This is a genomic window from Aquisalibacillus elongatus (assembly GCF_003843875.1).
Taxonomy (GTDB): Bacteria; Bacillota; Bacilli; order Bacillales; family Alkalibacillaceae; genus Aquisalibacillus; species Aquisalibacillus elongatus.
Map to the genome: position 1 here is coordinate 101,902 of NZ_RKRF01000009.1, position 21,546 is coordinate 123,447.

The window sequence follows — 21,546 nt, forward strand, 5'->3', positions numbered from 1 at the left end:
TTATGGTGTTATATATTTTCCCCTAAGAAAACGTGGTAATAGCTAATTAAAAATAGTACTTCTACTAATAATAAAGTGCCCATTATAGTAGTTACTAACATTGTAAAATTAAAGATAGCACTTAAACCTGCCAGGATGAATAGCAATAACATTATATTTACTAGATTGTATAACAGCTTTTTATTAATATTACTAGTTGAAGCGTCCATAAGTTCGAAAATAATAACAAATACCATAAACATACCTATAACTATAAACACAACCCCAACGAAAACTATAATTGTCTCTAGCATAGTTGACATACCCATCGTTAACGGCGAATGATCCGTAATATTCAATAAGAGAAATATAATACTATGAATGACCATAATAATGACGTAAGGTTTGACTTTTAAAAGTCTTTGATTTGTTCTCCCCAATTCTTGTATCCCAAAATACATCGTTAAATATCCAATTATATTAGTTAAGTAATAGGTCACTCCGATATCCCAAAAACTTAAATTTGTTTTAAAGAAGACAAAGATAAGCCCTATGAAAATATTTATCAAAAATAATACACCTCCCTTTATTGTTGGATATTTATAACTATTATAGCTCATCACTTCTATTTAACTGCTTCCTTAGCCTACTGCTCTATATAAAAAAAAGTAGTTCAATAAGGGGTACAAATTACATTTTTGTACTCCAAAACTGAACTACTTATAAGTTTTAGAAGTCCTCTTTTAAAAATTCAACAACCCCTTCAATTAAGCCTTCTGAAAGAGGTAGATCTGGGTTCGTGTATGTCTCCATGTTACTAGCCGAATCTTCTGATGCATCCTTCAACACATGACTCATGTCTTCTAATATTAACTGTTCAGCTTGAGGTGTTGCTTCTAATAACATCTCAGCATTCTCAGGTGAAATTTGCAAATCTTGATTCCCTTGTACAATTAATATAGGGAGATTTAGCTTAGAATAGACAACTCTTGGATTATATTGCATCCATGAGATCAGAAATGGCTGTATCGATTGAGAAAATAGTCCTTCTAAGTTTGGATTTATGTCATCAACCGTATTTCCTTGTTTGAGGCTCGTTAAAATTTCAACTGCCTCATTATAGTCTTCTTCATTTAAGTTACCTTGTAATTGGTCCTTTAAGACATGGTCAACGGACTGTCCTGCTCCTGCTAAAGAAACAAAGGCATCGGCTCCAGACTCTTGAATCGCTAAAGCTCCAATTAACGCTCCTTGACTATGTCCGATAACACCAACATTTAAGAAGCGTTCGTCTTGTTTTAACATTTGAAGCCAACTGTTAGCATCGTTAATAAAATCATCAAACCGAATCTCTTCTTCTGGAATAACAGCCTCCGAATTCTCGCCTGCACCTCGTTTACTGTAACGTAAGCTGGCAATACCATTTTCTGCAAGACCTTCTGCTAACATTTTCAAACTATTATTCTTCCCCGGCAGAGTTGAGATACTATTACCATCCCGATCAGTAGGTCCTGATCCGGGAATAATTAAAACAACCGGATAAGGGCCTTCCCCTTCTGGCTCAAGTAATTCACCCTTCAGCTTACCGTGTTCCGTTTCAACAGTTAGGAAATTCTCTTCTTCCGTACGATCTCCTACTTGACCCGCTAATTGACCACGATCTAAATAAAATGAAAACGATTGACCTTGTTGAGTAAAAGTACCCTCAATGCGGTCTTCATTAACTAATTCACCTTCAAAGTCAATCTGTTGTTCAGGTATCTCCATCTCGAAATAAACCGATTCACCGTCGAATGTTAAGTTGGACAAAGGAAACTCATCTAAATTTTGTATAGGTATACTAATGTTGCCATCAAGTTCATCTTCGCTAGCAAACTCAATCACAATGTTAAGCGGTGAGTCTGGGACCTCAATAGCGCCGTTCCACGTTCCTGCTATTTTGTCTCCAACATGTTCAGTCTCCTCATCATCTGAGCAGGCCACTAGTAGCATTAATAGACATACGAATGACAACATCACTAATTTTTGCATATGATTAACCCTTTCCGACCCTTTTATTTAGTAAGACGAACTAAAATAATAATTCGTTTCACTAAAACACAATTTGAATAAAGAACCAAATAACCATAATTAATTGAATGACAACTTTGGCAACTGATCCACTTAAAAAACCAACAAACGAGCCAACCGAAGCTTTTAAAGCTTCTTCTGCCGTGCGTTTTTGAATCATTTCAGTTATAAAAACTGCAACAAAAGGTACAACTAGTATTCCAAATGGCGGGATGATGAAAGACCCAACAATCACGGCCACTGCAGCGATTTGCTCGCCTCGTTTAGAGCCTCCAAACTTTTTGACAAAATAACTATTCGCAATAATATCTGCGACTATTAATATCACAGTAAACACTACCATAACTGAATAAAAGACCCAGCCAAGTTCACTAGAATCAATAAAGAAATGATAGGTTAAAAACCCAAGCCATAATACTAAAACTGATGGGACAATCGGGAATATAACGCCAATAAAACTTAAAACAAAGAACGCTAAAATTAAGATCCACCATAAAATTTCCATAGAAGGCCTCCTTACTCGTTACGAACGCTTCGACTTAAATAATTAGCCAAAACGAAAGTCAATCCAAGTCCTATAACAGGCATGATCAATAATCCTAGGAATGACAATACATTATAGCCTAACGTTACGCTTATTAACATAGCTCCTGGCAACATTGCTTTTTGAAAAATACTTTTTGTGATGTCTGACAAATTTAGATGTTGCCATTGAACTATTTGTAAAAACTGATTTGACATGACCTGAATCCAAAATACTTTTAAAACGACTCCTATAATAAAAAGTATTAACATCCAAAGAATTAATTTAACCCAAACAGGTACAAAAATAACTCCCATTACACCAATCAAAGTAACTTGTACATAAAATGATAACCAATTTTTGTTTCGTAATAAGGCTTTAATATACAGTTCTTCAAAAGCCGCTTCGGGCGTAGATTTCTTAAATAATTTTCTAGATTTTCTAAATATCCATGGGTTTTCGCGTTTTCTATAAAGACGCTCACCAACAAACTCAGGCGCACCTATATGTGAAGATTGCATCAAAATCAAGCTTAAAATTTTATTTTTACGTTCTAAGTCGAACGCAATCTCTTGATTGAACTTTTGTGTTTGTTTAGTGACTTTTAGAATTACCATAATTAAAGCAATCAAAGCGAAAATAGATAATACGGGTTGATATAAAACAGTCAAAATAAAATAGATTATGATACTACTTACTAAAAAGAAAAAACGGTTTGTCCAATTAGAAAACCTAACCTTCATCTCTCTTTTTATTATACCTATTGATGCATTTAATAGAGAAGCAAAAAGTGCATAGTAAGTATAGTTTAACACGGACCATTCTAAATATTGAATGAAGATAGGAGCTATGATGAGCATTAATAACCAAGTCTTAAAAAGTGACAAAGACACAAAATATGCCCAGCGAGCACGATTTAAACGTTTAAAAATTGATTGATACTGCCACAAAAAGAGGATATCTGCCCCACGTATAAAAGAGGTGCTGTAACTACTCATAACTACTATTAAAACTAATAATGGTGCTGTGAACTCATTTGATAATAACCCTAAGTCAACATATCCTCGCCACAAATCTATATACAATCCTAAACCTATAATAGAAAAAGGGATAATGATATAAACCCAGACAGCCCAATAAACCGTCACCCTATAAATCTGGTTATAAAACTTCAGTTGGTCTTTTAATCTATGTACAAACAACTCTTTACCAGTCATCATGTCGATCGCTCCATTAAGACTTCAAAGCTATCAAATAAGCTTCCTTGATCCATTCCTGCTTTCTGATGAATATCATCAATCTTCCCTTGCGTTAATATCTCACCATCCATCAGTAAAATTATTCGATCACAAATACGCTCGGCAGTATCTAGCATATGCGTAGTCATTAGTACCGCAGCACCTTCTTGACGCTTTTCATTTAATAAGCGCAAAAAATCATTAATCGCTTTTGGATCTAAACCGACAAATGGTTCGTCAATGATATAAAGACTTGGATCATTCAACATTGCCAACACAATCATCAGTTTTTGCTGCATCCCTTTTGAAAAAGTCACTGGAAGTTCATGCACTCGTTCCTCTAATCGAAATGTTTTTAAAAGCGGTAAAACACGCTGGGTCATTTCATTTTCAGACCATTCTCTAACAGACGCAACAAACTGAATATGTTCCCATAAAGTTAGCTCTTCATAAAATACGGGTTGTTCAGGAATATACGCATATTTCATTTGGTTATTTTCAAAACACACAGACCCCTCTAGGTAATCAATCGTGCCTAATATAGATTTGATTGTCGTACTTTTCCCTGCACCATTTGGTCCAATTAAACCGATTAATTCACCCTTCCTAACTTGAAAAACAATATCACGAATAATACGATGCTCTTCACTGTAGCCAGCTTGTTCTATATTCACATTTAAAACACTCATGCACACCCCTCCGCTTAAACGATATTAATCTAAGTATACCATGCCTTCCTCACATAATTTGGAAAAGTTAAAGCCGCAGGTTAACTGCGGCTTATGTTTTACTGTTCAATTTCTGATAAATCAAATGAAATGACTCGATTTGTATTAGGGTTATAAACCACACTTCCTCTAACTTTTATCGTTTCACGCGGAGATTCTAACGTATAAATATACGTTTCTCTTACACGATTGGAAGAAACCTCTTCACTGCCTTCGAAATCGTAATTTACAACTCGATATCCTGGGTAACCAACCTGAACAAGTTCAATTAAATATTTACCAAATTTTTCTTCTTCTAATTCTGGTGATGGTGTTATTTCAACATTGATCACACCAACATCAGCGTTAACTCCAAGTGCCTCAAAAGCCCGTTTGTGTAAATTTATTCGATTTGGTGGATAATTTTGGACTGTATCAACGACTTCAACAAGTACTTCTCTAGTATTTTGTGGATTACGGACCTTTAACGTCTGACCGCATTGAAATCCTGCACGAGGACTAACTGCCACCGTCATATATTGATTATCCGACCACGCGATATTACACTTTGTGACTTGTCCTCCCTCTGTCCAAGTCGCTTGACCTTGGATGACTTGCTGTCGAGCGTCAAAAAAAGGCGGTATTTGGTAAGGATTATGGTGAAATGGATTGTTATACATACTCTTCCTCCTTTAAAACCGTACTTTTTACAACATATGCCTACATATGGTTGACCCGTGACATTGTCACACTGAATTCATTTCTTCTTACATGATTTTCGTGCTATAATATTTACAGAAAATTATATTCAACAACCATAGGGGGCAAATAGATTGGGTAAACGTATTTTTTATTTTCTACTCACAAACATTCTTGTTATGACTACGATTGTGATCGTATGGTCAGTATTATCACACTTCTTTGACCTTGGTAGTATTAGCGGAGTCAATGGAGTTGGAACATTGGACTTTGGCACACTGTTATTATTTAGTGCCGTTGTAGGTTTTGCGGGTTCCTTTATTTCATTAGCCATGTCTAAATGGATGGCTAAGAAGATGATGGGCGTCCGCGTGATTGATCCAAATAAAAATATGTCGGCTCGTGAAAAAGACTTAGTGGACCGTGTTCACCGCCTTTCGCGCGCAGCTGGACTTATGCATATGCCAGAAGTTGGTATTTATAACTCAAGAGAGGTAAACGCGTTTGCAACAGGGGCATCGAAAAAGAAATCGCTTGTTGCAGTATCCTCTGGTTTACTTGAATCCATGGATGATGACGCCGTTGAAGGTGTACTAGCCCACGAGGTAGCACACGTAGCTAATGGTGATATGGTTACGATGACCTTATTACAAGGTGTCGTCAACACATTCGTAGTCTTCCTATCACGGATTGTCGCGAGCATTGTTTCAAGTTTTGTTAAAGAAGAAATGCGTTTTGTCGTTCATTTCGCATCTATTATCATTTTCCAAATTTTATTCTCGATCTTAGGTTCAATGGTGGTGTTCGCTTACTCTCGTTACCGAGAATTCCATGCCGACCGAGGCGGAGCTGATTTAGCAGGTAAAGATAAGATGGTTCACGCATTAGAATCACTAAAACAGCATGTCAACCGCGTTCGAGATCCACAGCATGAAGACAACGCTGTTCAAACGCTTAAAATAAATAACAAAGGCAAAATGAATTTATTTTCATCACACCCAGACTTAGATGATCGTATCGCTAGATTAAGAGCTAAATAATAAATAAAGAGGCATCCGTCCGGATGCCTCTTTATTTATATGTTGTTAGGTTGATGTTGCGAGCGCTCAGGTCACTATATTGAGCACCCTTACTATTACGCCCTTCTCTCGATTAAATTCACACCAATTCCCATACAAACTACACCAATGAGTAATAGTACAGATAATGGTTGGAGAATATCTGCAAGATTATTACCATACATACTAACGGATTTTAACGCCTCCATAGCATAAGTGACTGGGTTTATTTTTGAAATCGATAAAATGGCCTTATGACTTACAAACTCAATTGGCCAAAATGCCCCTCCAATCATTGCTAGACTCACTGAAACAATCGGAACAACAGCATTTAACTGCTGCATTGACTTTGTCAGGCCTAATATCAACATTCCAATAGCAACAAATGCAAAAACGTAACAAGCAATCGTTAAAATAATCGCTAAATATTGTTCACCTAGTTCATAGCCAAACAAATATTTAAACATCATAAATACTATAAATATTTGAGTAAAACCAATAATATACGAATAAGCCATATGCCCAAGGTAGACTTGCCATTTTTTAATCGGAGATAAAATCATACGGTCAAGTGTCCCCGTTTGCTTTTCCTGTGCAAATTTACTAAGCGAAAAAACGATACTGTATATCGCAAAGAATAAAGCCATTCCAAACAGCGTTTGCAACTGGTGATCATAACTTGGTGCACTCTCTAGCATACCTGGAGCTTCATTTACAACTTTAACAGGTGGATCATCAATTCGTTCTTCAATTTGCCCTCTAAATTGTTCAGGACTTCCAGATTGCGTACTTGCGACATCGATTATTCTCTCAGTCGTAAACGTTTGATAGACAACCTGATTTAACAATGGCAAATGCTCTCCTTCTGCCATCACAACAATATTGTAATCATCTTCCATAATATGAAGCCCATATTGGTGTTTGCCTAATGCAATGCCTTCTCGTGTAGAAACTTCATCTAATTCAAAAAACGTAAACCCTTCCGCTTCATTTAGTTGTTCTAACCAACGGTCTGGATGTTCGACTGATTCATCAAAATATGTCGGTACCGAAACTGTCATATTGACCTGAAATCCACCAATGACTGCTACGAATACTATACTCATCACAAACATCGCCAAGACGGAAAACGGCTCTCGTCTAAAGCGCTGCCACTGCAGCTTAAATAAATGCCTCAACTAAACCACCCTCTTTCTTGGAAATAATACCAATCCAATGACTAAAATAATTACCGCCATGACGAGCAGTTTAATCAGGGAAGGTGTAATATATTCAAACCCTAAACCTTGTGACCACTGCAGGTAAGCCGTTAACGCTAATCCATTAGGTGTAAAGTTTCCGATTGTGTTAATGATCTCAGGTAGTTGAGTCTGCGGGACAAAACTGCCACCTAAAAAGGCCAGAATGCTGACAACAGCTCCCGTAAAGAGTTCAGGAATTGATGCACTTTCAAATAAAAGAGTGATCGATGTTAATAAAACCCCTATAGCTCCAACACAAAGCGCATACACAAACGTAATCAGACCAATTCCCAACCAATCCGTTAAAGTTTCAAACATAAAAGCTCTTAGAATAAATATGGAGATAACCAATAATAAAGCTACTTGTATGGTAACTAACATGACAGTTGAGATGCCTTTCCCAGATAGATAGAACATAGGGTGTTTTCCAGCTAATACAATACGACTATAGACGTTTTGAAAAGTCTCAACATAGGATTTTCTTGCGATAGTCGAAGCTATATATAATCCAAACATAGCTGCCATAGCAAATGCATAATATTGCATGGCTGACATAGGATCCCGGTCAGTAACTGACTTAATTTCCCCAGGGCTCATTTCATATTCTGAGAATGTTATAGCGCCTTGTGATTCCATTGAAATTGCTGTCATCACATTCATTTGACCAATCACCATATCGACAACACTCTCAATTGTGCTAGCAGATACTGAACTATGATCAGCAGTTATAACAGTTAGTTCACTCCCATTGCCTTCATTCAATAACATTTTCCTCAAAGCTTTGAATGTGAAATCTTCAGGGAGTACTAATATGGCTGAAACTTCTTCATTCATTAATGCTTCTTGAGCCTGAGTTTCTTCTAAATAAGTTAATTCAAATATAGAACTCAGTTCATCAGATTTAAAGGTTTCTTGAATAATCGTAGAAGGTTGATAAGCTTCTGCTCCTTCAATTATTCGTTGCTTGGCATCTTCAGGTATAGGTTGCTCATCAAGCTCACTAACAAAATGCTCAAACCCTTCTTCAGCGTTGTCATCATTTACAATAGCTAACTTCGATTCCATAGCATCTGTTTCACCTGACATTAAACCACCAAGCGCAAAACCTAATATTGCTGTAAGAATAAGGGGCATCGTAATGAGTACCGCAAGTTCCGTTTTATCACGTAACAAAACTAATAGATCCTTCTTTAAAAAATTCCACATTTACGATCCCCCCTTAATCTCTTAATTTTCGTCCTGTTAAATGTAGAAACACATCTTCAAGGGTTGGGACTTGAACATTCATACTGACAATCTGCGCTTGTTCTTCCTCCGCTAAATCAAAAATCGTCCCCAGCTGATGACTGCCTTTTGGAACAATAAGCTTAATACCCTTCTCTGTTTCTGTAACTTGCAAAATCGATTCTTGTTGTTTGTATCGTTCGATTAAATTTGGTTGATCTCGATCTAATTCAATTAAGATAGACTCTTCACTCGATAGAATACTAGTTAATTCATCTTTCGTGCCTGTTGCAATGATTTTGCCGTGATCCATAATATAAATTCGGTCACAAAGCCGTTCAACTTCTTCCATGTAATGACTCGTATATAAAACGGTCATTCCCTTTTCCTTATTAAGTTGACGAACCATTTCCAAAATATAATTTCGAGACTGCGGATCAATACCAACAGTCGGCTCATCCATTATTATGATTTCAGGTTCATGCAGCAGCGCGACTGCAATATTTAATCTTCTTTTCATTCCACCTGAATAATTCTTTACCAGTTCATTTTGCCGTTCATTAAGCCCAACGTGATCGACGACCTCTTCGATTTTTCGGTCAAGGTTACTTCCACTAAGACCATAAATTTTACCGAAAAACTTTAGGTTCTCAAGTGCCGTCAACTCCTGATATAATGCAATCTCCTGTGGTACAACTCCTAACTCTTTACGTATTTCACTAGGATTTTGAATGACGCTCCGACCATTCCACTTTACATCCCCAGTTGTAGGTTTCATCAGCGTAGACATCATTGAGATTGTTGTTGATTTGCCCGCCCCGTTTGGACCTAACAAACCGACAGATTCTCCTTCATCCAAATACAAATTGACATCATCAGCAGCTATATTTCGTTTAAATACTTTCTTCAGATTTACTGTTTCTAACATTTCCTCTCCCCCAATAAATGAACATCGTTAAATTTAATATATAAAAAAGAAGACAGCATGAAAACTGTCTTCAGTCATTAAATGATGATTTAACCCATGACCTAAGTCATTATTTTTACTTTAAACCAACCCATTTCGTATCGCAAAAATAGCAAGCTGCGTACGATCGCGAAGATCTAACTTATCCAACAACACACTGATATGATTTTTAACTGTACCTACCGATAAGGCAAGTTCCGATGCAATCTCTTTGTTACTTTTACCTTCACCGATTCGCATTAATATATCGGTCTCACGTGGCGTCAATGAATAATGAGCTTGTGGTGTCGCTTCCGATTGTTTCTGCTTTAGTAATCGAGGAACTACTTTCGCCGCTACATCCCCATGAATCTCCAGTCCACCTGCCAGACATTTTTTTATGGTGTCGATTAAAGACTCTGCATCAGCATCTTTTAATATATAGCCATGTGCACCAATTCTCAGTGCTTCTAGCGCATACTCATCATCATTAAACGTTGTCAGCATCAACACTTTCATATCTGGCCACCTAGACCGAATTTCCTTCGCCGCCTGGAGCCCATCCATTTCAGGCATACGAATGTCTAGAATGGCTATATCAAACCATTGCTTCTCACACCATTCAATCGCCTCACGACCATTTTGGGCTTCACCTATCACTTGAAGTTCCGAATCGGTTTCAATCATCATTTTAATACCTTGAATGACTAATGACTGATCCTCAGCGAGCAGCACTTTCGCCATTTAGACCATCCCCCTTACTCAACAACGGAATTGTTCCACGTACAATAAATCGATTCTGATAGATTAAGACCTCGAGCTTCCCGTTAACACTTTCAAGCCGTTCTCTCATCGATTTAAGACCGTAACCTTCCTCATATTTAAGTTCATCTTGTATCGGGTTAGATACTTCAAAACGAAAGATACTTTCACCAGGAGATTCAAAAAGAATGGAAACCTCACGTTCTGAACCATGTCTCATAACATTCGTCAATGCTTCTTGAACCGCTCGGTATACAGCGACTGTTTGATCCACTTCTAATGTTGCCGACAAAGCACGATGACGAACTGAAAAGTGTATACGGATAAAGTTTTCGGTTTCTAATTTTCGAATCAAACGAATAATCGCTGGTAAGCCACCTATGACTTCATGATCCATGGTTTTAACTGCCTGTCTCGTCTCATCTAAACTTTCACGTGCTAATTCTTTTAACATATTAAGCTGCTCTTGAGAATTTCCCCCATTGTTCATTCGAGCTACTTCTAATTGCATTAATAGATTCGTTAATTTATGCCCGACTCGATCATGAATTTCTCTTCCAATTTGCGTTCGTTCTTCTTGTCTAGCCAACTTTTCATCTGACTCAGACTTCAACTTCATTTTCCTGAACTCGTGTAATAACGCATCATAACGAGTGTCCGACTCTTTCGTCCGATTCCAATATGTATACCCTAAAATACTAGCCAGTGTTAGTAAAGCTGTTAAGAGTAGTGTGAAACTTTTTGAAAATGGCTCAATAATGACTAAGTACATGACTAAAAATGCACCGACTAACACAGCATGCCATTTTTCTAACCTTACAATGGTTTCTCCGGCTAAATAAGCCAAGATTAATATTGCATAGGGTGAGCTATGAGATTCAAATGCCATCGTCACTGATGCCCCCGCTAATATTAATGCCATTGTACTTGCAAGCGAATGGTTCTTAATAATAGGCATCACAAAAATGAGAGAAAAGAAAAGCGCACAAGCTAGTAATGTAATCGCGCTAAGCTCGTTAATTCCAAAGCCCCACGCTAAAAACAACAACGTTAACCAGAACCAAACTAAATGACGTTCCATATCCTTATCACCTAATCTATTTATTACGTCTATCATACCATTTTTAAAAAAATTGTTGAGTTAATTTTTTTCATAAAAAGAAAAACTGCCTTACGCTGATGCGAAAGGCAGTTTGTAAGTTTACCAAATCCAGACGGCAATAAGCGTTGACAGGATCAGGCCGATGATAACAGGGATAAAGTTTTTTCTGGCGAGCTCTAAAGCAGAGACGCCACAAAAGCCTGCTACCGCAACAAGCGAAGACCATGCGACAATAGTTCCGCCTCCAGTCCAAATCGATCCCATCTGACCGATTGCTGCGAGTGTTGATGGTTCTAATCCACCAGTCGCTAACGCACCTGATAATGAACCAGTCAGAGGCAATCCTGAAAATCCAGAGCCATCTAAACCTGTAATAATCCCAATGATGAGAATACCTAATGCGGTTAGAAATGCGCTTTCAGGAATGGCGTTTTGACCAGCTGCAACTAGGTCGAATAGTAATGCTGGAGGTTCTGCTTCTCCCATCGATAAAATACTCCCTGAGAAATCACCACTTCCTAGGAAGAAAAATCCCGCTATTGGAATGACCGGCCCCATGGCTTTAAAAGCAAAGACAAACCCGCTGACAATATGCTCACTAATTCGGTCCAATGCTTTTACTTTTCCAAACGCCAAAGTTGCAAAAGCAAGGAGTAAAACGGCTACTCCACCAATTAATGCAGCACCATCGCCACCTTCAAATCCACCGGAACGTCCACCTTCAAATTTGGTGTAAACCATAAAGATCATTACAGCAAGCATGGATAACGGAACTAAAACAGCAAAGAATTTTTTCCAGTTCTCACTCGTTCCAGTAACCTCTGCTTCCTCTTGACCTGGGAGTTGTTTTAAGGCTTCTTCATTTAATGGGTCATTTGGCTTTCTAATCTTTTTACGAATCATCAAATAGACTAAGCCAAGAGCTATAACACCTGTAATTAGTGATAATACTAGCGCTTTATCTGCTACAGCTGCTGTATCAACCCCTGCAGCTGTGGCACTTAACATGGGTGCCACCTGAATGACGTAATCCGAAGACAACGCCATCCCTTGCCCAGCTAAAGCCACAACCATGGCGGCTCCCATCACCGGCATACCGACACGTACAGCGGCAGGAATGAGTAAAGCTCCAATTAAAGGAACGGCTGGCGTCGGCCAGAAAAATAGAGAAATGATAAATGTAACCCCTAGAAGTACGAAGAATGCGACATGGCCATTCGTCATGATGCGTTGAACTGGCGCAATCATTTGCTGATCTGCTCCTAGATCTTTTAACGAATGAAGTAAGGCAACCATAAACGTGATAATTAAAAATATACTAAACAATTCTTTTGCCGCAGTTAAGTTGGCGTTAAATACGGCTGTGAAACCTGTTATAATACTACCTTTATATACCCACGCAACAAGGAATGTTCCAAGCAGTGTCGGGAGCACAACACCTTTACGAAACACCATCGTTAAAATTACAATCAACGTCACAAGCGCATACAACCAATGCGCAAGAGTTAACTCCATTTTGATGTCCCCCTTTTGGAACATCATATGCACAACCGCCTATATTGGTGAGCTCAATTACTTAATGTGACGCACTATTTTTGTTGGTGGTGTCTCTATGATTAGTTAACCTGTTCCAATTAACATTTAAGCCTGTTCTATTAACATTTAATGTATTCAAATTAACATTTAGTGTATTCTAATTAACATTAATTACGTTTCTATTATCGTTTAATGAGTTCTAATTAACAAAAAATGCATCTCTATTAACATTTACTAATTGCTAATTAACACTTACAGGATTTTATCGCAAAAAAGCCTAACCATCCTGGTGGCTAGGCTTTTGAATTAAACTAATACGCCATCTTTCTTATAACGATTAGAAGTATCAATCAAACGTTTGATTAAATTTTGAACAACGTCACGTTTTTGTTCATTCAGTATTAAACGCCCGTCTTGAATTTTTTCATCCACAAAACTTAGCATCAGACGTGGCTGGTTTGGGACTTCAACGTCCATATGGCTTAAGCTCTCGCGTAAATGAAGTTGGGATTTTAATGTTCCGCCTCTACCTGGTGAAGCACCAACAATCCCTGCTACTTTCCCTTTAAGTGAGCTTTGTCCAGCTGGACGTGATAGCCAATCAATTCCATTTTTCAACACACCCGGTATTGAACCATTATACTCAGGAGTTGCTATTAGAATTATATCAGCTGACTCTACTTTCTCTTTAAAATCTTCAACGCTACTAGGAAGTGGCTCCTCATGATCTTGATTAAATACTGGTACGTTTGAATAGTCTACATATTCATATGTCACGTCAGAAGGTAGTTCTTGCACAACCGCATCTAACAGTTTTTTATTAATAGAATCTTTACGATGGCTTCCAGACAACCCAATTAGTTTCAACTTATTATCCATTACAATCCACTCCTATGTTGTAAAGTCTAGTTTAATCATACGTGAGTTGAAAACCTTATTTCAAATAAAGTGCATAGGTTTTTAATTGTCAAAAACGCTTTATAATGGTAATTTCAACTTAGAAAACAAGTAAATCAGGAGGTAAGGAAAGTGAATATAATTGTAGCTGGCGGTGATGGCTTCTGTGGTTGGCCAACTGCCTTATATTTATCTAAACAAGGACACAATGTATCCATTATCGATAATATGGTTCGAAGAAAGATTGACCAAGAGTTACATTCAAATTCTATTACGCCAATCGCGACTTTAGAGGAAAGAGTGGCTAAATGGAAAGAACTCACTGGTCATGACATTAAAATTTATGAGGGTGACTTAACCCACTATGACTTTTTAAAACAAGTGTTAAAGGAAGAAGAGCCTGAAGCATTTGTTCATTTTGCTGAGCAACGTTCTGCTCCATACTCAATGATTGATCGTGAACATGCAGTTTATACACAAGAGAACAATGTCACTGGGACATTGAACGTTTTATACGGCATTAAAGAGATTGTTCCTGATTGTCATCTCATTAAATTGGGTACAATGGGAGAGTACGGTACACCGAATATTCCAATTGAAGAAGGGTACATAGAAATTGAACATAAAGGTCGTAAAGATACCCTACCTTACCCTAAACAACCAGGATCTTTCTATCACTTATCAAAAGTTCATGATAGTCATAATATTATGTTTGCATGCAAAATCTGGGGCATCCGTGCCACTGACCTTAACCAAGGTATCGTTTACGGGCTTGATACAGATGAAACTAAAATGGATCCTGTTCTTTATAACCGCCTTGACTATGACGGTGTATACGGAACAGCTTTAAACCGTTTTATTATTCAGTCTACGATTGGTCATGACTTAACGGTTTATGGGACAGGTGGACAAACGCGAGCTTTTCTAAATATTAAAGACACTGTACGTTGTATTGAGATTGCAGCTGAAAACCCTGCTGATCGTGGAGAGTTTCGTGTATTTAATCAATTCACTGAGTACTTCTCAGTTCTAGAATTAGCTGAAAAGGTCCAAAAAGTGGCTTCAAATGAAGGTTTCAATACGAATATTGCACATATCGAAAACCCTCGTGTCGAAGCTGAGGACCATTTTTACCATGCTGAGAACACGAAATTAAAAGATCTTGGGTTAGAACCATATTTACTTAGCGAAGATGTTATTCGTGAAATTTTAAGAACTGTTGTTAATTACAAAAGTCGAGTAATCGAGGACAATGTCTTACCTCAAGTCACTTGGAGATAAAACAGAGCATGTAAGGACGTGTCGCAATGAAAATCGCAATCATCACCGAAACATTCGTCCCCTCCACAGATGGTGTTGTTACCAGGCTTAAGGCATGTATCCAATATTTCCATAAGCAGGGTCATGACGTAAGAGTTATTGCACCTGACCTTGGAGAAACCCACTTTAATGGGGCGAAGATTGACGGAATCCCTGCGAGAACATTACCTTTTTATCGATCTAAAAAGTTCGCTTTACCATCTCGTAAAATAAAAACATTATTAGAGGATTATAATCCTGATATTGTACATGTGGTAAACCCCGCATTATTAGGTATGACAGGAGTTTATTATGCTAAGAAATTAGGATATCCGATGCTCGCTTCTTATCATACTCAAGTACCTAAATATGCAGATTACTACAATCTATCTGTTTTTAAAGGATTTCTGTGGTGGTACTTTAGAAAACTTCACAATAAGGCTGATTTAAATCTTTGTACATCTGAGTCCGTTAAATCCGAACTTCTAGAACACGACTTTAAGAATGTACGCGTGTGGAAACGCGGGGTAGACACAGAGCTCTTTCACCCAAAAAAATCTAGCCAAGACATGCGTGAATACTTAACGAATGGACAAACTGATAAAACATTATTATTATTTGTCGGAAGATTGGCTTCAGAAAAGGAGATCGAAAAAATACGTGGTGTACTAGATGCTTCAGATGATTTTGTTCTCGCGATCGTTGGTGACGGACCTTACCGCGAGCAATTAGAAGAACACTTCAAAGGGACAAACACTATTTTTACAGGCTTTATGCATGGTGAAGAATTAGCACAAGTATACGCATCATCTGATGTGTTTGTTTTCCCATCAACAACTGAAACACTTGGACTTGTCATCTCTGAGGCGATGGCATCTGGAACACCACTAGTAGCTGCCAAAAGTGGACCCACATGTGAACAAATAGAAGACGGACGAACTGGGCTCCTCTATGATAAAGAGGTTGACCATGACTTTATAAACACAGTGCTTCAATTTAATGATGAGACATTACGCAAACGCCTGGCTCAAAATGCAAGAAATGAAATTGAAAAACTTAACTGGGATACTCAATCTCAGCAAGTATTAACGTACTACGAAGAGATTATAGATCATTATAGTCACACTTTTCAGCATACAGACTCAAAACCGATTGAAACAGGTGAGTAAGACGAATATGGGACAAAAGAAAAAAGGTCCGCTTCAATTTTTACAATTTAGTGCTATTGGCGCTGCCAATGCCGGTATTGATATTGGAACGCTCAATTTATTATTAATTCTTTTTCCAACTGATGAGAAATGGTTACTCGTTCTTTTTAATACAATCGCTTATTCGTTAGCGATTATCAATAGCTATTTTTGGAATGCTCGATTCACATTTCAACGTTCAGCTGAAGGTAGTAAAAAACAAAGAAGTTTATTTATCGTACAAGGTATTATAAGTCTCGGAGTAAGTAACGTTGTGTTCATTGCTAGCCATTCTCTAATCAGTTTTACCGAAATTCCAAATTGGTTACGTTACAATATTTCAAAAGGCTTAGCCATGTTTCTCTCATTTTTATCAAGCTTCTTTATGATTAAGTACATCGTATTCAAAGATTTTGAATCAAATCGCTAAATACTGATTTTTTGAACCCTTAAGTTGATCAACTTAAGGGTTTTTATTTACCCCTTTTTAGAAATAAAATCGATTATATTTTCAGAAACGTCTTTCTCAAAAATTTACTTTTCGAGCGTTTTTTAGTCACTTTTTGTCATTTTTGGGTAAGAAAATTAAATTTTCTTATTTCTTTTCATATTTTTTTATGAACCTATACCAAGTGACAAAAATCGGATTTAGCCATATCTTTATGACTGCAAGGGGGATGAGGTACATGTCTAACATATTACAAGACCAAACTAGAGACTTTTGTGAGGTGTTGAATCAATATGAAAACATGATCTATCACCTCATATACAAGCTTAACATTCAGGACCGAGATGGAGAGTTTTATCAAACTGGTTTGATTGCCTTATGGGAGTCATACCAAAAGTACTACGGACGACCCACCTTCTCAAAAATTACTTACATAACGATCCGAAGTCGATTGATAGACTTAATCCGAAAAAAGAGTAGACAAATTGAACATGAGACGGTATCCGAATTTTTGCAGGACCAAGGAAGTTATCAAGACTCTATAGAACATTTTGACCCATATTTTTGGCAGATGGTACGTGAGGCCTTGTCTGAAAAGCAATGGATTTATGTTCAAAAACGAATTGTAGAAGGAAAAGCGATTAAAGATATCGCTGACGAAGAAGGAACCACCATCGATGCAGTTAAGGGGTGGGGAAAAGAAGTGAAACGAAAACTACGCCCTATTTTAGAACCATATGTGACCAGTTAATGACTGGTTTTTTTCTTATGTTTAAATGCTCTTAAAAACAGGTAAACAATAAATGAAAGCAATAAACTTGATAAAGGAGGCGATGTTCATGTATCTATTTGATCCTCAATTACACAAATTTATGCTAAAGGAACGTCACCAACGTTATCAAAAACAACAACGTGAAGCTAGCCAAGCAAAAAAATAATTAGAAAGGAGATTCACACTTGAGCCATTCAGTTAAATACCTTTCGTAAAAAGTCCCTTCAACACCTATTAAACATGTTGAAGGGACTTTTATTAGGATCGATTATTCAAAATATCTTAATATAGCAGCATGGTCTTCACTACCATAACCGGAATCAGTAAGCTTTTGTAGCACCTCTTGGATATAAGAAGTCATAGGCAATGAGACATCTAATTGATTGGCTGTTTCCAAAACATTACCCAAGTCTTTCAGGTGAAGATCAATTTTAAAACCTGGTTCAAACTGATGGTCTATCATCATCGGGCCTTTGGCATCTAAAACGGCACTACCAGCTAATCCTCCTCGTATAGCTTCACGGAGTTTATTTAGGTCTACACCCATTTTTTCTCCTAAAACAAAGGCTTCTGACACGGCAGCAATATTTAATGCAACGACAATCTGGTTAGCTAATTTCGTTGAGTTGCCAGATCCAACACTCCCTACATGCACGACAGAGCCAGCCATAGTCTCTAACACAGGTTTATACTTAAGGAACGTCTCTTCATCCCCTCCAACCATCATCGAGACCGTTCCTTCGATTGCTTTAGGTTCACCTCCACTTACTGGTGCATCTAAGAACTGAATCCCTTTTTCCTTCAGAACTTCCGCTACCTCCTGACTCGCTAGTGGCGCAATGGAACTCATATCAATGACGGCAGATCCCGGGACTAAACGATTTTTTATCTGGTCTATAACCTCTCTAACCTCAGGTGAGTTTGGCACCATCGTAAAAACAACATCGGATTGCTGGGCAATTTCTGCATAAGAATTCACAACTATAGCTCCAACTTCTTGCATTTCATCATTGGTTTGAGGTTTTGAACTACAAATGACCACATCATAACCTGCTTGAATCAAATTCCTGCACATTGGCTTCCCCATAATGCCTAAACCAATAAATCCTACTTTCATATGTGTCACTCCCTTTTTATGGTATATCAATAATATCCCACGCTGATATAATGCCGAGTAATTTCTCTGAGGTTTTCCCATTATGCGTAATTAAAATTGCATCAATTCGGTCTTCCTTATTGACTTGTTCTTTAAAAATATCCTCAGCTTCATAAATCGTGACATCACGTGAGACAAAATGGTAGTTATCCGTGCCTTCTTCATATTCAATGAGTTCACTTAACATGGTTTCCTCACGTGATAATAGATCTTCTTCCACAGTTTTCGCTAACCAGTTCGTAATTCCGTTTGCGGTTAGTAAACCTTTAAACTCTTCCTTGTCGTACACCGGAAATTGCGAGAAGTTTGATTCCTTAATGACGGTTAGTACATCTGCTAACGAATCATTTACATCAAACGACTTAACTTCTTGCTGAAAAGTTGGAATCACCGTTTTCGGTTCCGTCAGTTCAGATAAAATCTTTTCTATTTTTTCGACGGTGGAGTCGTGGGGTTCAGCTATCACATATTCTGGCTCTGTACGTTCATGTACGATGGCATTACGCAAAACTGCAAACTCTAACAAATCGTCTTTAAACCGCTTAACCACTCGGTTTTGTTTATTGGCCTTGTATACTGCCTTCGAAAAAGATATATATTGCCCCTGCTGGTTTAAATCCTCATTTAACACTTTTTCGATCTTATTAAAAGCAAATAAAAAACGCTCTGAATTCTTCATAACTCGTAACCCCTCCTATACATCATCTTTCAGCACAACTAAAATGAACTCCTTCATAACTTAGCAATCTTTTACATTATTTGCAGGAATGGAAAATTTTATATAGAAATATAAGTTTAATGAAATGTGATTTTTAAGGAGCCATGTGTATGGAAAAGACTTACTTTTTTACTGGATTCCCTGGATTTTTAGCTAGGAACCTTGTGACACAGCTTTTAAATGATCAGAACGTAAAAGACCTATATGTTCTAGTTTTGCCTAAGATGGCTGATCAAGCGGAGAAGGAAATTGAACAGCTAGTTTTTACAGGCAATATTAATCGTGATCAAATTCATATTTTGTATGGAGATATTACAAAACACAATCTTGGATTAGATGATGAAAACCATATGCTGCTATCAGAAAACGTGACCCACTTGTTTCACTTAGCCGCTATCTATGACCTTGCAGTACCTAAAGATATAGCCTACAACGTCAATGTCACCGGGACTAAGAATGTGAATAACTGGGTCCTACAACTTAGAAAACTGCAACGTTATGTGTATTTTAGTACCGCTTATGTATCTGGAACGCGTGAAGGAGTAATTCTTGAAACAGAACTTGAAAAAGGACAATCTTTTAAAAACTATTATGAATACACAAAATATGAAGCAGAAGTTTTAGTAGAGCAGATCAAGGATGAAGCGCCAGTTACGATTATTCGCCCCGGAGTTGTGTGCGGCCATTCTAAAACAGGTGAAACCATTAAATTTGACGGTCCATATTTTATGCTCAATATATTTGACTCATTAAAACGTCTACCAGTCATTCCGTATATAGGACGCAGTGATGGAATGGGCAATTTTGTTCCTGTCGACTATATCTTCAAAGCAACTATTTATTTAGCACATCTAGAGTCAGGTTCTGGCAAAACTTATCACTTAGCAGATCCAAATCCTTATAAGATGCGGGATGTTTACCGCATGTTAATGAAAGAATATCTCGGTAAAGACCCAAAATGGGCTATACCATTACCTGTTGCCAAACTAGGATTATCACTTCGTTTGATGCGAAGATGGCTTGGAGTTGAAAAGGAATCTCTTGATTACTCTATCATTAACGTGAATCATGACTGCCAGCAAGCCCAAGAAGATCTAAAAGGGTCAGGCATTCAATGTCCTGACTTTAAAGACGTGGTTCCTGCTATGGTTCAATATTATCAACAGTATAAAGATCATCCAGATTATCAAGTACCGATTAATTAACATTTTACACACAGTTTGTTGATAAACTTGTGAGTAACTGGGGAAAAGTCCACATTTTTTGTGGACTTTTTCTTTTGTTTTGGGGATTAAATTGAAATTCACAAACAGATGTTCTTAATTTTTGTGGATAAGTTGGTGGTTGTTAACTACTGCTTGTGGACAATGTGTATAACATGTTAACTAAAAGTCGGATATAAAAATCAGCCTGCAGGATGAATACATTTCAATCCTGGTACCGTTAAGAAAAACCCCGTTACCGCGTAAACTAAGATTAGAACATAACAAATGGAGGTTTTCAAAATGTTTGATATATATAATGCACATTTAACCAGGATTGAGGATTTGAGAAATGAATGCTTAGAACAACAACAAATTCACCAGATCACTCAAGAGCAAAGTCGTAAGAACCGCATTTTCCGACATGTTTGGAATAGAAAACATCAAAGTAAATTAGCATAATTAGAAAGAGTATTGGCCTCCCCCCGATACTCTTTCTGAACAAATTGTGAACAAAAGCGCTTACATTTAAAATCCACATAAAAAAGTGGTGTGGATTAGTTGCCTTTAAGAAATGAGAGTAATATAATAACTTTTGGCTTAAGGAAATTTTAGCCATAGGAGGGATTTGCATGTTTGATATCAGTACAACAACACGTATCAATGATTTACGTGAACAATACATCAGAGACCAAAAATTCAACAAGAAACAAAAATAATAGTTACTAACACTTACTAACATAAGACATCATTCACGAAAGGTTAAAGATCGCGTTCACCTT

21 protein-coding genes are annotated in these 21,546 nt (G+C 37.4%); 6 read left to right on the plus strand and 15 right to left on the minus strand.

Annotated features, from left to right (window positions below; genetic code table 11):
* Positions 1-8 precede the first annotated feature (8 nt).
* The 6 genes from EDC24_RS15070 to EDC24_RS08735 form a co-directional block, all read right to left on the minus strand.
* On the minus strand, positions 9-419 hold the full coding sequence (locus tag EDC24_RS15070) for a hypothetical protein (protein WP_170158523.1): 411 nt from the start codon (positions 417-419) through the stop codon (positions 9-11).
* Positions 420-708: 289 nt separating this feature from the next.
* A complete protein-coding gene (locus tag EDC24_RS08715) occupies positions 709-2,010 on the minus strand; it encodes an alpha/beta hydrolase (protein ID WP_124221722.1) in 1,302 nt (433 codons plus the stop codon).
* 61 nt (positions 2,011-2,071) lie between these two features.
* Positions 2,072-2,554, minus strand: a complete 483-nt coding sequence (locus EDC24_RS08720) for a DUF456 domain-containing protein (protein ID WP_124221724.1) — start codon at positions 2,552-2,554, stop codon at positions 2,072-2,074.
* 11 nt (positions 2,555-2,565) lie between these two features.
* Entirely contained in the window at positions 2,566-3,792 is a 1,227-nt protein-coding gene (locus tag EDC24_RS08725; RefSeq protein WP_124221725.1) for an ABC transporter permease, read from the minus strand.
* Entirely contained in the window at positions 3,789-4,499 is a 711-nt protein-coding gene (locus EDC24_RS08730) for an ABC transporter ATP-binding protein (RefSeq protein ID WP_124221727.1), read from the minus strand. The genes EDC24_RS08725 and EDC24_RS08730 overlap by 4 nt, the downstream gene beginning before the upstream one ends.
* Positions 4,500-4,597: 98 nt before the next feature.
* The gene (locus tag EDC24_RS08735; RefSeq protein ID WP_124221729.1) at positions 4,598-5,197 is read right to left on the minus strand and encodes a DUF3889 domain-containing protein; all 600 of its coding nucleotides are present in this window, start codon (positions 5,195-5,197) and stop codon (positions 4,598-4,600) included.
* 153 nt (positions 5,198-5,350) lie between these two features.
* On the opposite strand from EDC24_RS08735, the gene htpX reads away from it, so the two are divergent.
* Positions 5,351-6,256, plus strand: coding sequence for a protease HtpX (htpX, locus tag EDC24_RS08740; protein WP_124221731.1), 906 nt, complete (start codon positions 5,351-5,353; stop codon positions 6,254-6,256).
* A gap of 95 nt (positions 6,257-6,351) precedes the next feature.
* Here htpX and EDC24_RS08745 read toward each other — a convergent pair whose 3' ends face one another.
* From EDC24_RS08745 to EDC24_RS08775, 7 genes are all read right to left on the minus strand, one after another.
* Positions 6,352-7,452, minus strand: coding sequence for an ABC transporter permease (locus tag EDC24_RS08745; protein ID WP_124221732.1), 1,101 nt, complete (start codon positions 7,450-7,452; stop codon positions 6,352-6,354).
* On the minus strand, positions 7,453-8,721 hold the full coding sequence (locus EDC24_RS08750) for an ABC transporter permease (RefSeq protein WP_124221734.1): 1,269 nt from the start codon (positions 8,719-8,721) through the stop codon (positions 7,453-7,455).
* 13 nt (positions 8,722-8,734) lie between these two features.
* Entirely contained in the window at positions 8,735-9,667 is a 933-nt protein-coding gene (locus EDC24_RS08755) for an ABC transporter ATP-binding protein (protein WP_124221736.1), read from the minus strand.
* 120 nt (positions 9,668-9,787) lie between these two features.
* A complete protein-coding gene (locus tag EDC24_RS08760; protein ID WP_124221737.1) occupies positions 9,788-10,429 on the minus strand; it encodes a response regulator transcription factor in 642 nt (213 codons plus the stop codon).
* Entirely contained in the window at positions 10,407-11,528 is a 1,122-nt protein-coding gene (locus EDC24_RS08765; protein ID WP_170158524.1) for a sensor histidine kinase, read from the minus strand. The genes EDC24_RS08760 and EDC24_RS08765 overlap by 23 nt, the downstream gene beginning before the upstream one ends.
* A gap of 120 nt (positions 11,529-11,648) precedes the next feature.
* Positions 11,649-13,064 carry a hypothetical protein gene (locus EDC24_RS08770; RefSeq protein WP_124221740.1) on the minus strand — a complete coding sequence of 472 codons (1,416 nt, stop codon included), beginning with the start codon at positions 13,062-13,064 and terminating at the stop codon, positions 11,649-11,651.
* Between the two features lie 327 nt (positions 13,065-13,391).
* Positions 13,392-13,964 carry an NADPH-dependent FMN reductase gene (locus EDC24_RS08775; RefSeq protein ID WP_124221742.1) on the minus strand — a complete coding sequence of 191 codons (573 nt, stop codon included), beginning with the start codon at positions 13,962-13,964 and terminating at the stop codon, positions 13,392-13,394.
* Between the two features lie 150 nt (positions 13,965-14,114).
* Here EDC24_RS08775 and EDC24_RS08780 point away from each other — a divergent pair, with 150 nt between their 5' ends.
* The 4 genes from EDC24_RS08780 to EDC24_RS08795 all read left to right on the plus strand — a co-directional run bounded on the left by EDC24_RS08780 (position 14,115) and on the right by EDC24_RS08795 (position 17,667).
* Positions 14,115-15,263: an NAD-dependent epimerase/dehydratase family protein gene (locus EDC24_RS08780; RefSeq protein ID WP_124221744.1), complete on the plus strand. Its 1,149-nt coding sequence runs from the start codon at positions 14,115-14,117 to the stop codon at positions 15,261-15,263.
* A 26-nt stretch (positions 15,264-15,289) separates the two neighbouring features.
* Positions 15,290-16,450: a glycosyltransferase family 4 protein gene (locus EDC24_RS08785; RefSeq protein ID WP_124221746.1), complete on the plus strand. Its 1,161-nt coding sequence runs from the start codon at positions 15,290-15,292 to the stop codon at positions 16,448-16,450.
* Positions 16,451-16,457: 7 nt separating this feature from the next.
* On the plus strand, positions 16,458-16,898 hold the full coding sequence (locus EDC24_RS08790) for a GtrA family protein (protein WP_124221748.1): 441 nt from the start codon (positions 16,458-16,460) through the stop codon (positions 16,896-16,898).
* A gap of 256 nt (positions 16,899-17,154) precedes the next feature.
* Positions 17,155-17,667 carry a sigma-70 family RNA polymerase sigma factor gene (locus EDC24_RS08795; protein ID WP_170158525.1) on the plus strand — a complete coding sequence of 171 codons (513 nt, stop codon included), beginning with the start codon at positions 17,155-17,157 and terminating at the stop codon, positions 17,665-17,667.
* A 289-nt stretch (positions 17,668-17,956) separates the two neighbouring features.
* Here EDC24_RS08795 and garR read toward each other — a convergent pair whose 3' ends face one another.
* Together garR and EDC24_RS08805 are read right to left on the minus strand one after the other, a co-directional pair.
* On the minus strand, positions 17,957-18,805 hold the full coding sequence (gene garR, locus EDC24_RS08800) for a 2-hydroxy-3-oxopropionate reductase (protein ID WP_245998073.1): 849 nt from the start codon (positions 18,803-18,805) through the stop codon (positions 17,957-17,959).
* Between the two features lie 16 nt (positions 18,806-18,821).
* Entirely contained in the window at positions 18,822-19,523 is a 702-nt protein-coding gene (locus EDC24_RS08805; protein ID WP_124221753.1) for a CBS domain-containing protein, read from the minus strand.
* 149 nt (positions 19,524-19,672) lie between these two features.
* On the opposite strand from EDC24_RS08805, the gene EDC24_RS08810 reads away from it, so the two are divergent.
* Positions 19,673-20,767 (plus strand): SDR family oxidoreductase, encoded by a 1,095-nt coding sequence (locus tag EDC24_RS08810; protein WP_124221755.1) that lies wholly within the window; start codon positions 19,673-19,675, stop codon positions 20,765-20,767.
* Positions 20,768-21,546 lie beyond the last annotated feature (779 nt).

Bases quoted from the DNA above. Each gene is read 5' to 3' on its own strand.
- EDC24_RS08715 (WP_124221722.1), bottom strand. From the start codon at position 2,010: ATGCAAAAATTAGTGATGTTGTCATTCGTATGTCTATTAATGCTACTA.
- EDC24_RS08720 (WP_124221724.1), bottom strand. From the start codon at position 2,554: ATGGAAATTTTATGGTGGATCTTAATTTTAGCGTTCTTTGTTTTAAGT.
- EDC24_RS08725 (WP_124221725.1), bottom strand. From the start codon at position 3,792: ATGATGACTGGTAAAGAGTTGTTTGTACATAGATTAAAAGACCAACTG.
- EDC24_RS08730 (WP_124221727.1), bottom strand. From the start codon at position 4,499: ATGAGTGTTTTAAATGTGAATATAGAACAAGCTGGCTACAGTGAAGAG.
- EDC24_RS08735 (WP_124221729.1), bottom strand. From the start codon at position 5,197: ATGTATAACAATCCATTTCACCATAATCCTTACCAAATACCGCCTTTT.
- EDC24_RS08750 (WP_124221734.1), bottom strand. From the start codon at position 8,721: ATGTGGAATTTTTTAAAGAAGGATCTATTAGTTTTGTTACGTGATAAA.
- EDC24_RS08755 (WP_124221736.1), bottom strand. From the start codon at position 9,667: ATGTTAGAAACAGTAAATCTGAAGAAAGTATTTAAACGAAATATAGCT.
- EDC24_RS08760 (WP_124221737.1), bottom strand. From the start codon at position 10,429: ATGGCGAAAGTGCTGCTCGCTGAGGATCAGTCATTAGTCATTCAAGGT.
- EDC24_RS08765 (WP_170158524.1), bottom strand. From the start codon at position 11,528: ATGGAACGTCATTTAGTTTGGTTCTGGTTAACGTTGTTGTTTTTAGCG.
- EDC24_RS08770 (WP_124221740.1), bottom strand. From the start codon at position 13,064: ATGGAGTTAACTCTTGCGCATTGGTTGTATGCGCTTGTGACGTTGATT.
- EDC24_RS08775 (WP_124221742.1), bottom strand. From the start codon at position 13,964: ATGGATAATAAGTTGAAACTAATTGGGTTGTCTGGAAGCCATCGTAAA.
- EDC24_RS08785 (WP_124221746.1), top strand. From the start codon at position 15,290: ATGAAAATCGCAATCATCACCGAAACATTCGTCCCCTCCACAGATGGT.
- EDC24_RS08790 (WP_124221748.1), top strand. From the start codon at position 16,458: ATGGGACAAAAGAAAAAAGGTCCGCTTCAATTTTTACAATTTAGTGCT.
- EDC24_RS08795 (WP_170158525.1), top strand. From the start codon at position 17,155: ATGTCTAACATATTACAAGACCAAACTAGAGACTTTTGTGAGGTGTTG.
- garR (WP_245998073.1), bottom strand. From the start codon at position 18,805: ATGAAAGTAGGATTTATTGGTTTAGGCATTATGGGGAAGCCAATGTGC.
- EDC24_RS08805 (WP_124221753.1), bottom strand. From the start codon at position 19,523: ATGAAGAATTCAGAGCGTTTTTTATTTGCTTTTAATAAGATCGAAAAA.
- EDC24_RS08810 (WP_124221755.1), top strand. From the start codon at position 19,673: ATGGAAAAGACTTACTTTTTTACTGGATTCCCTGGATTTTTAGCTAGG.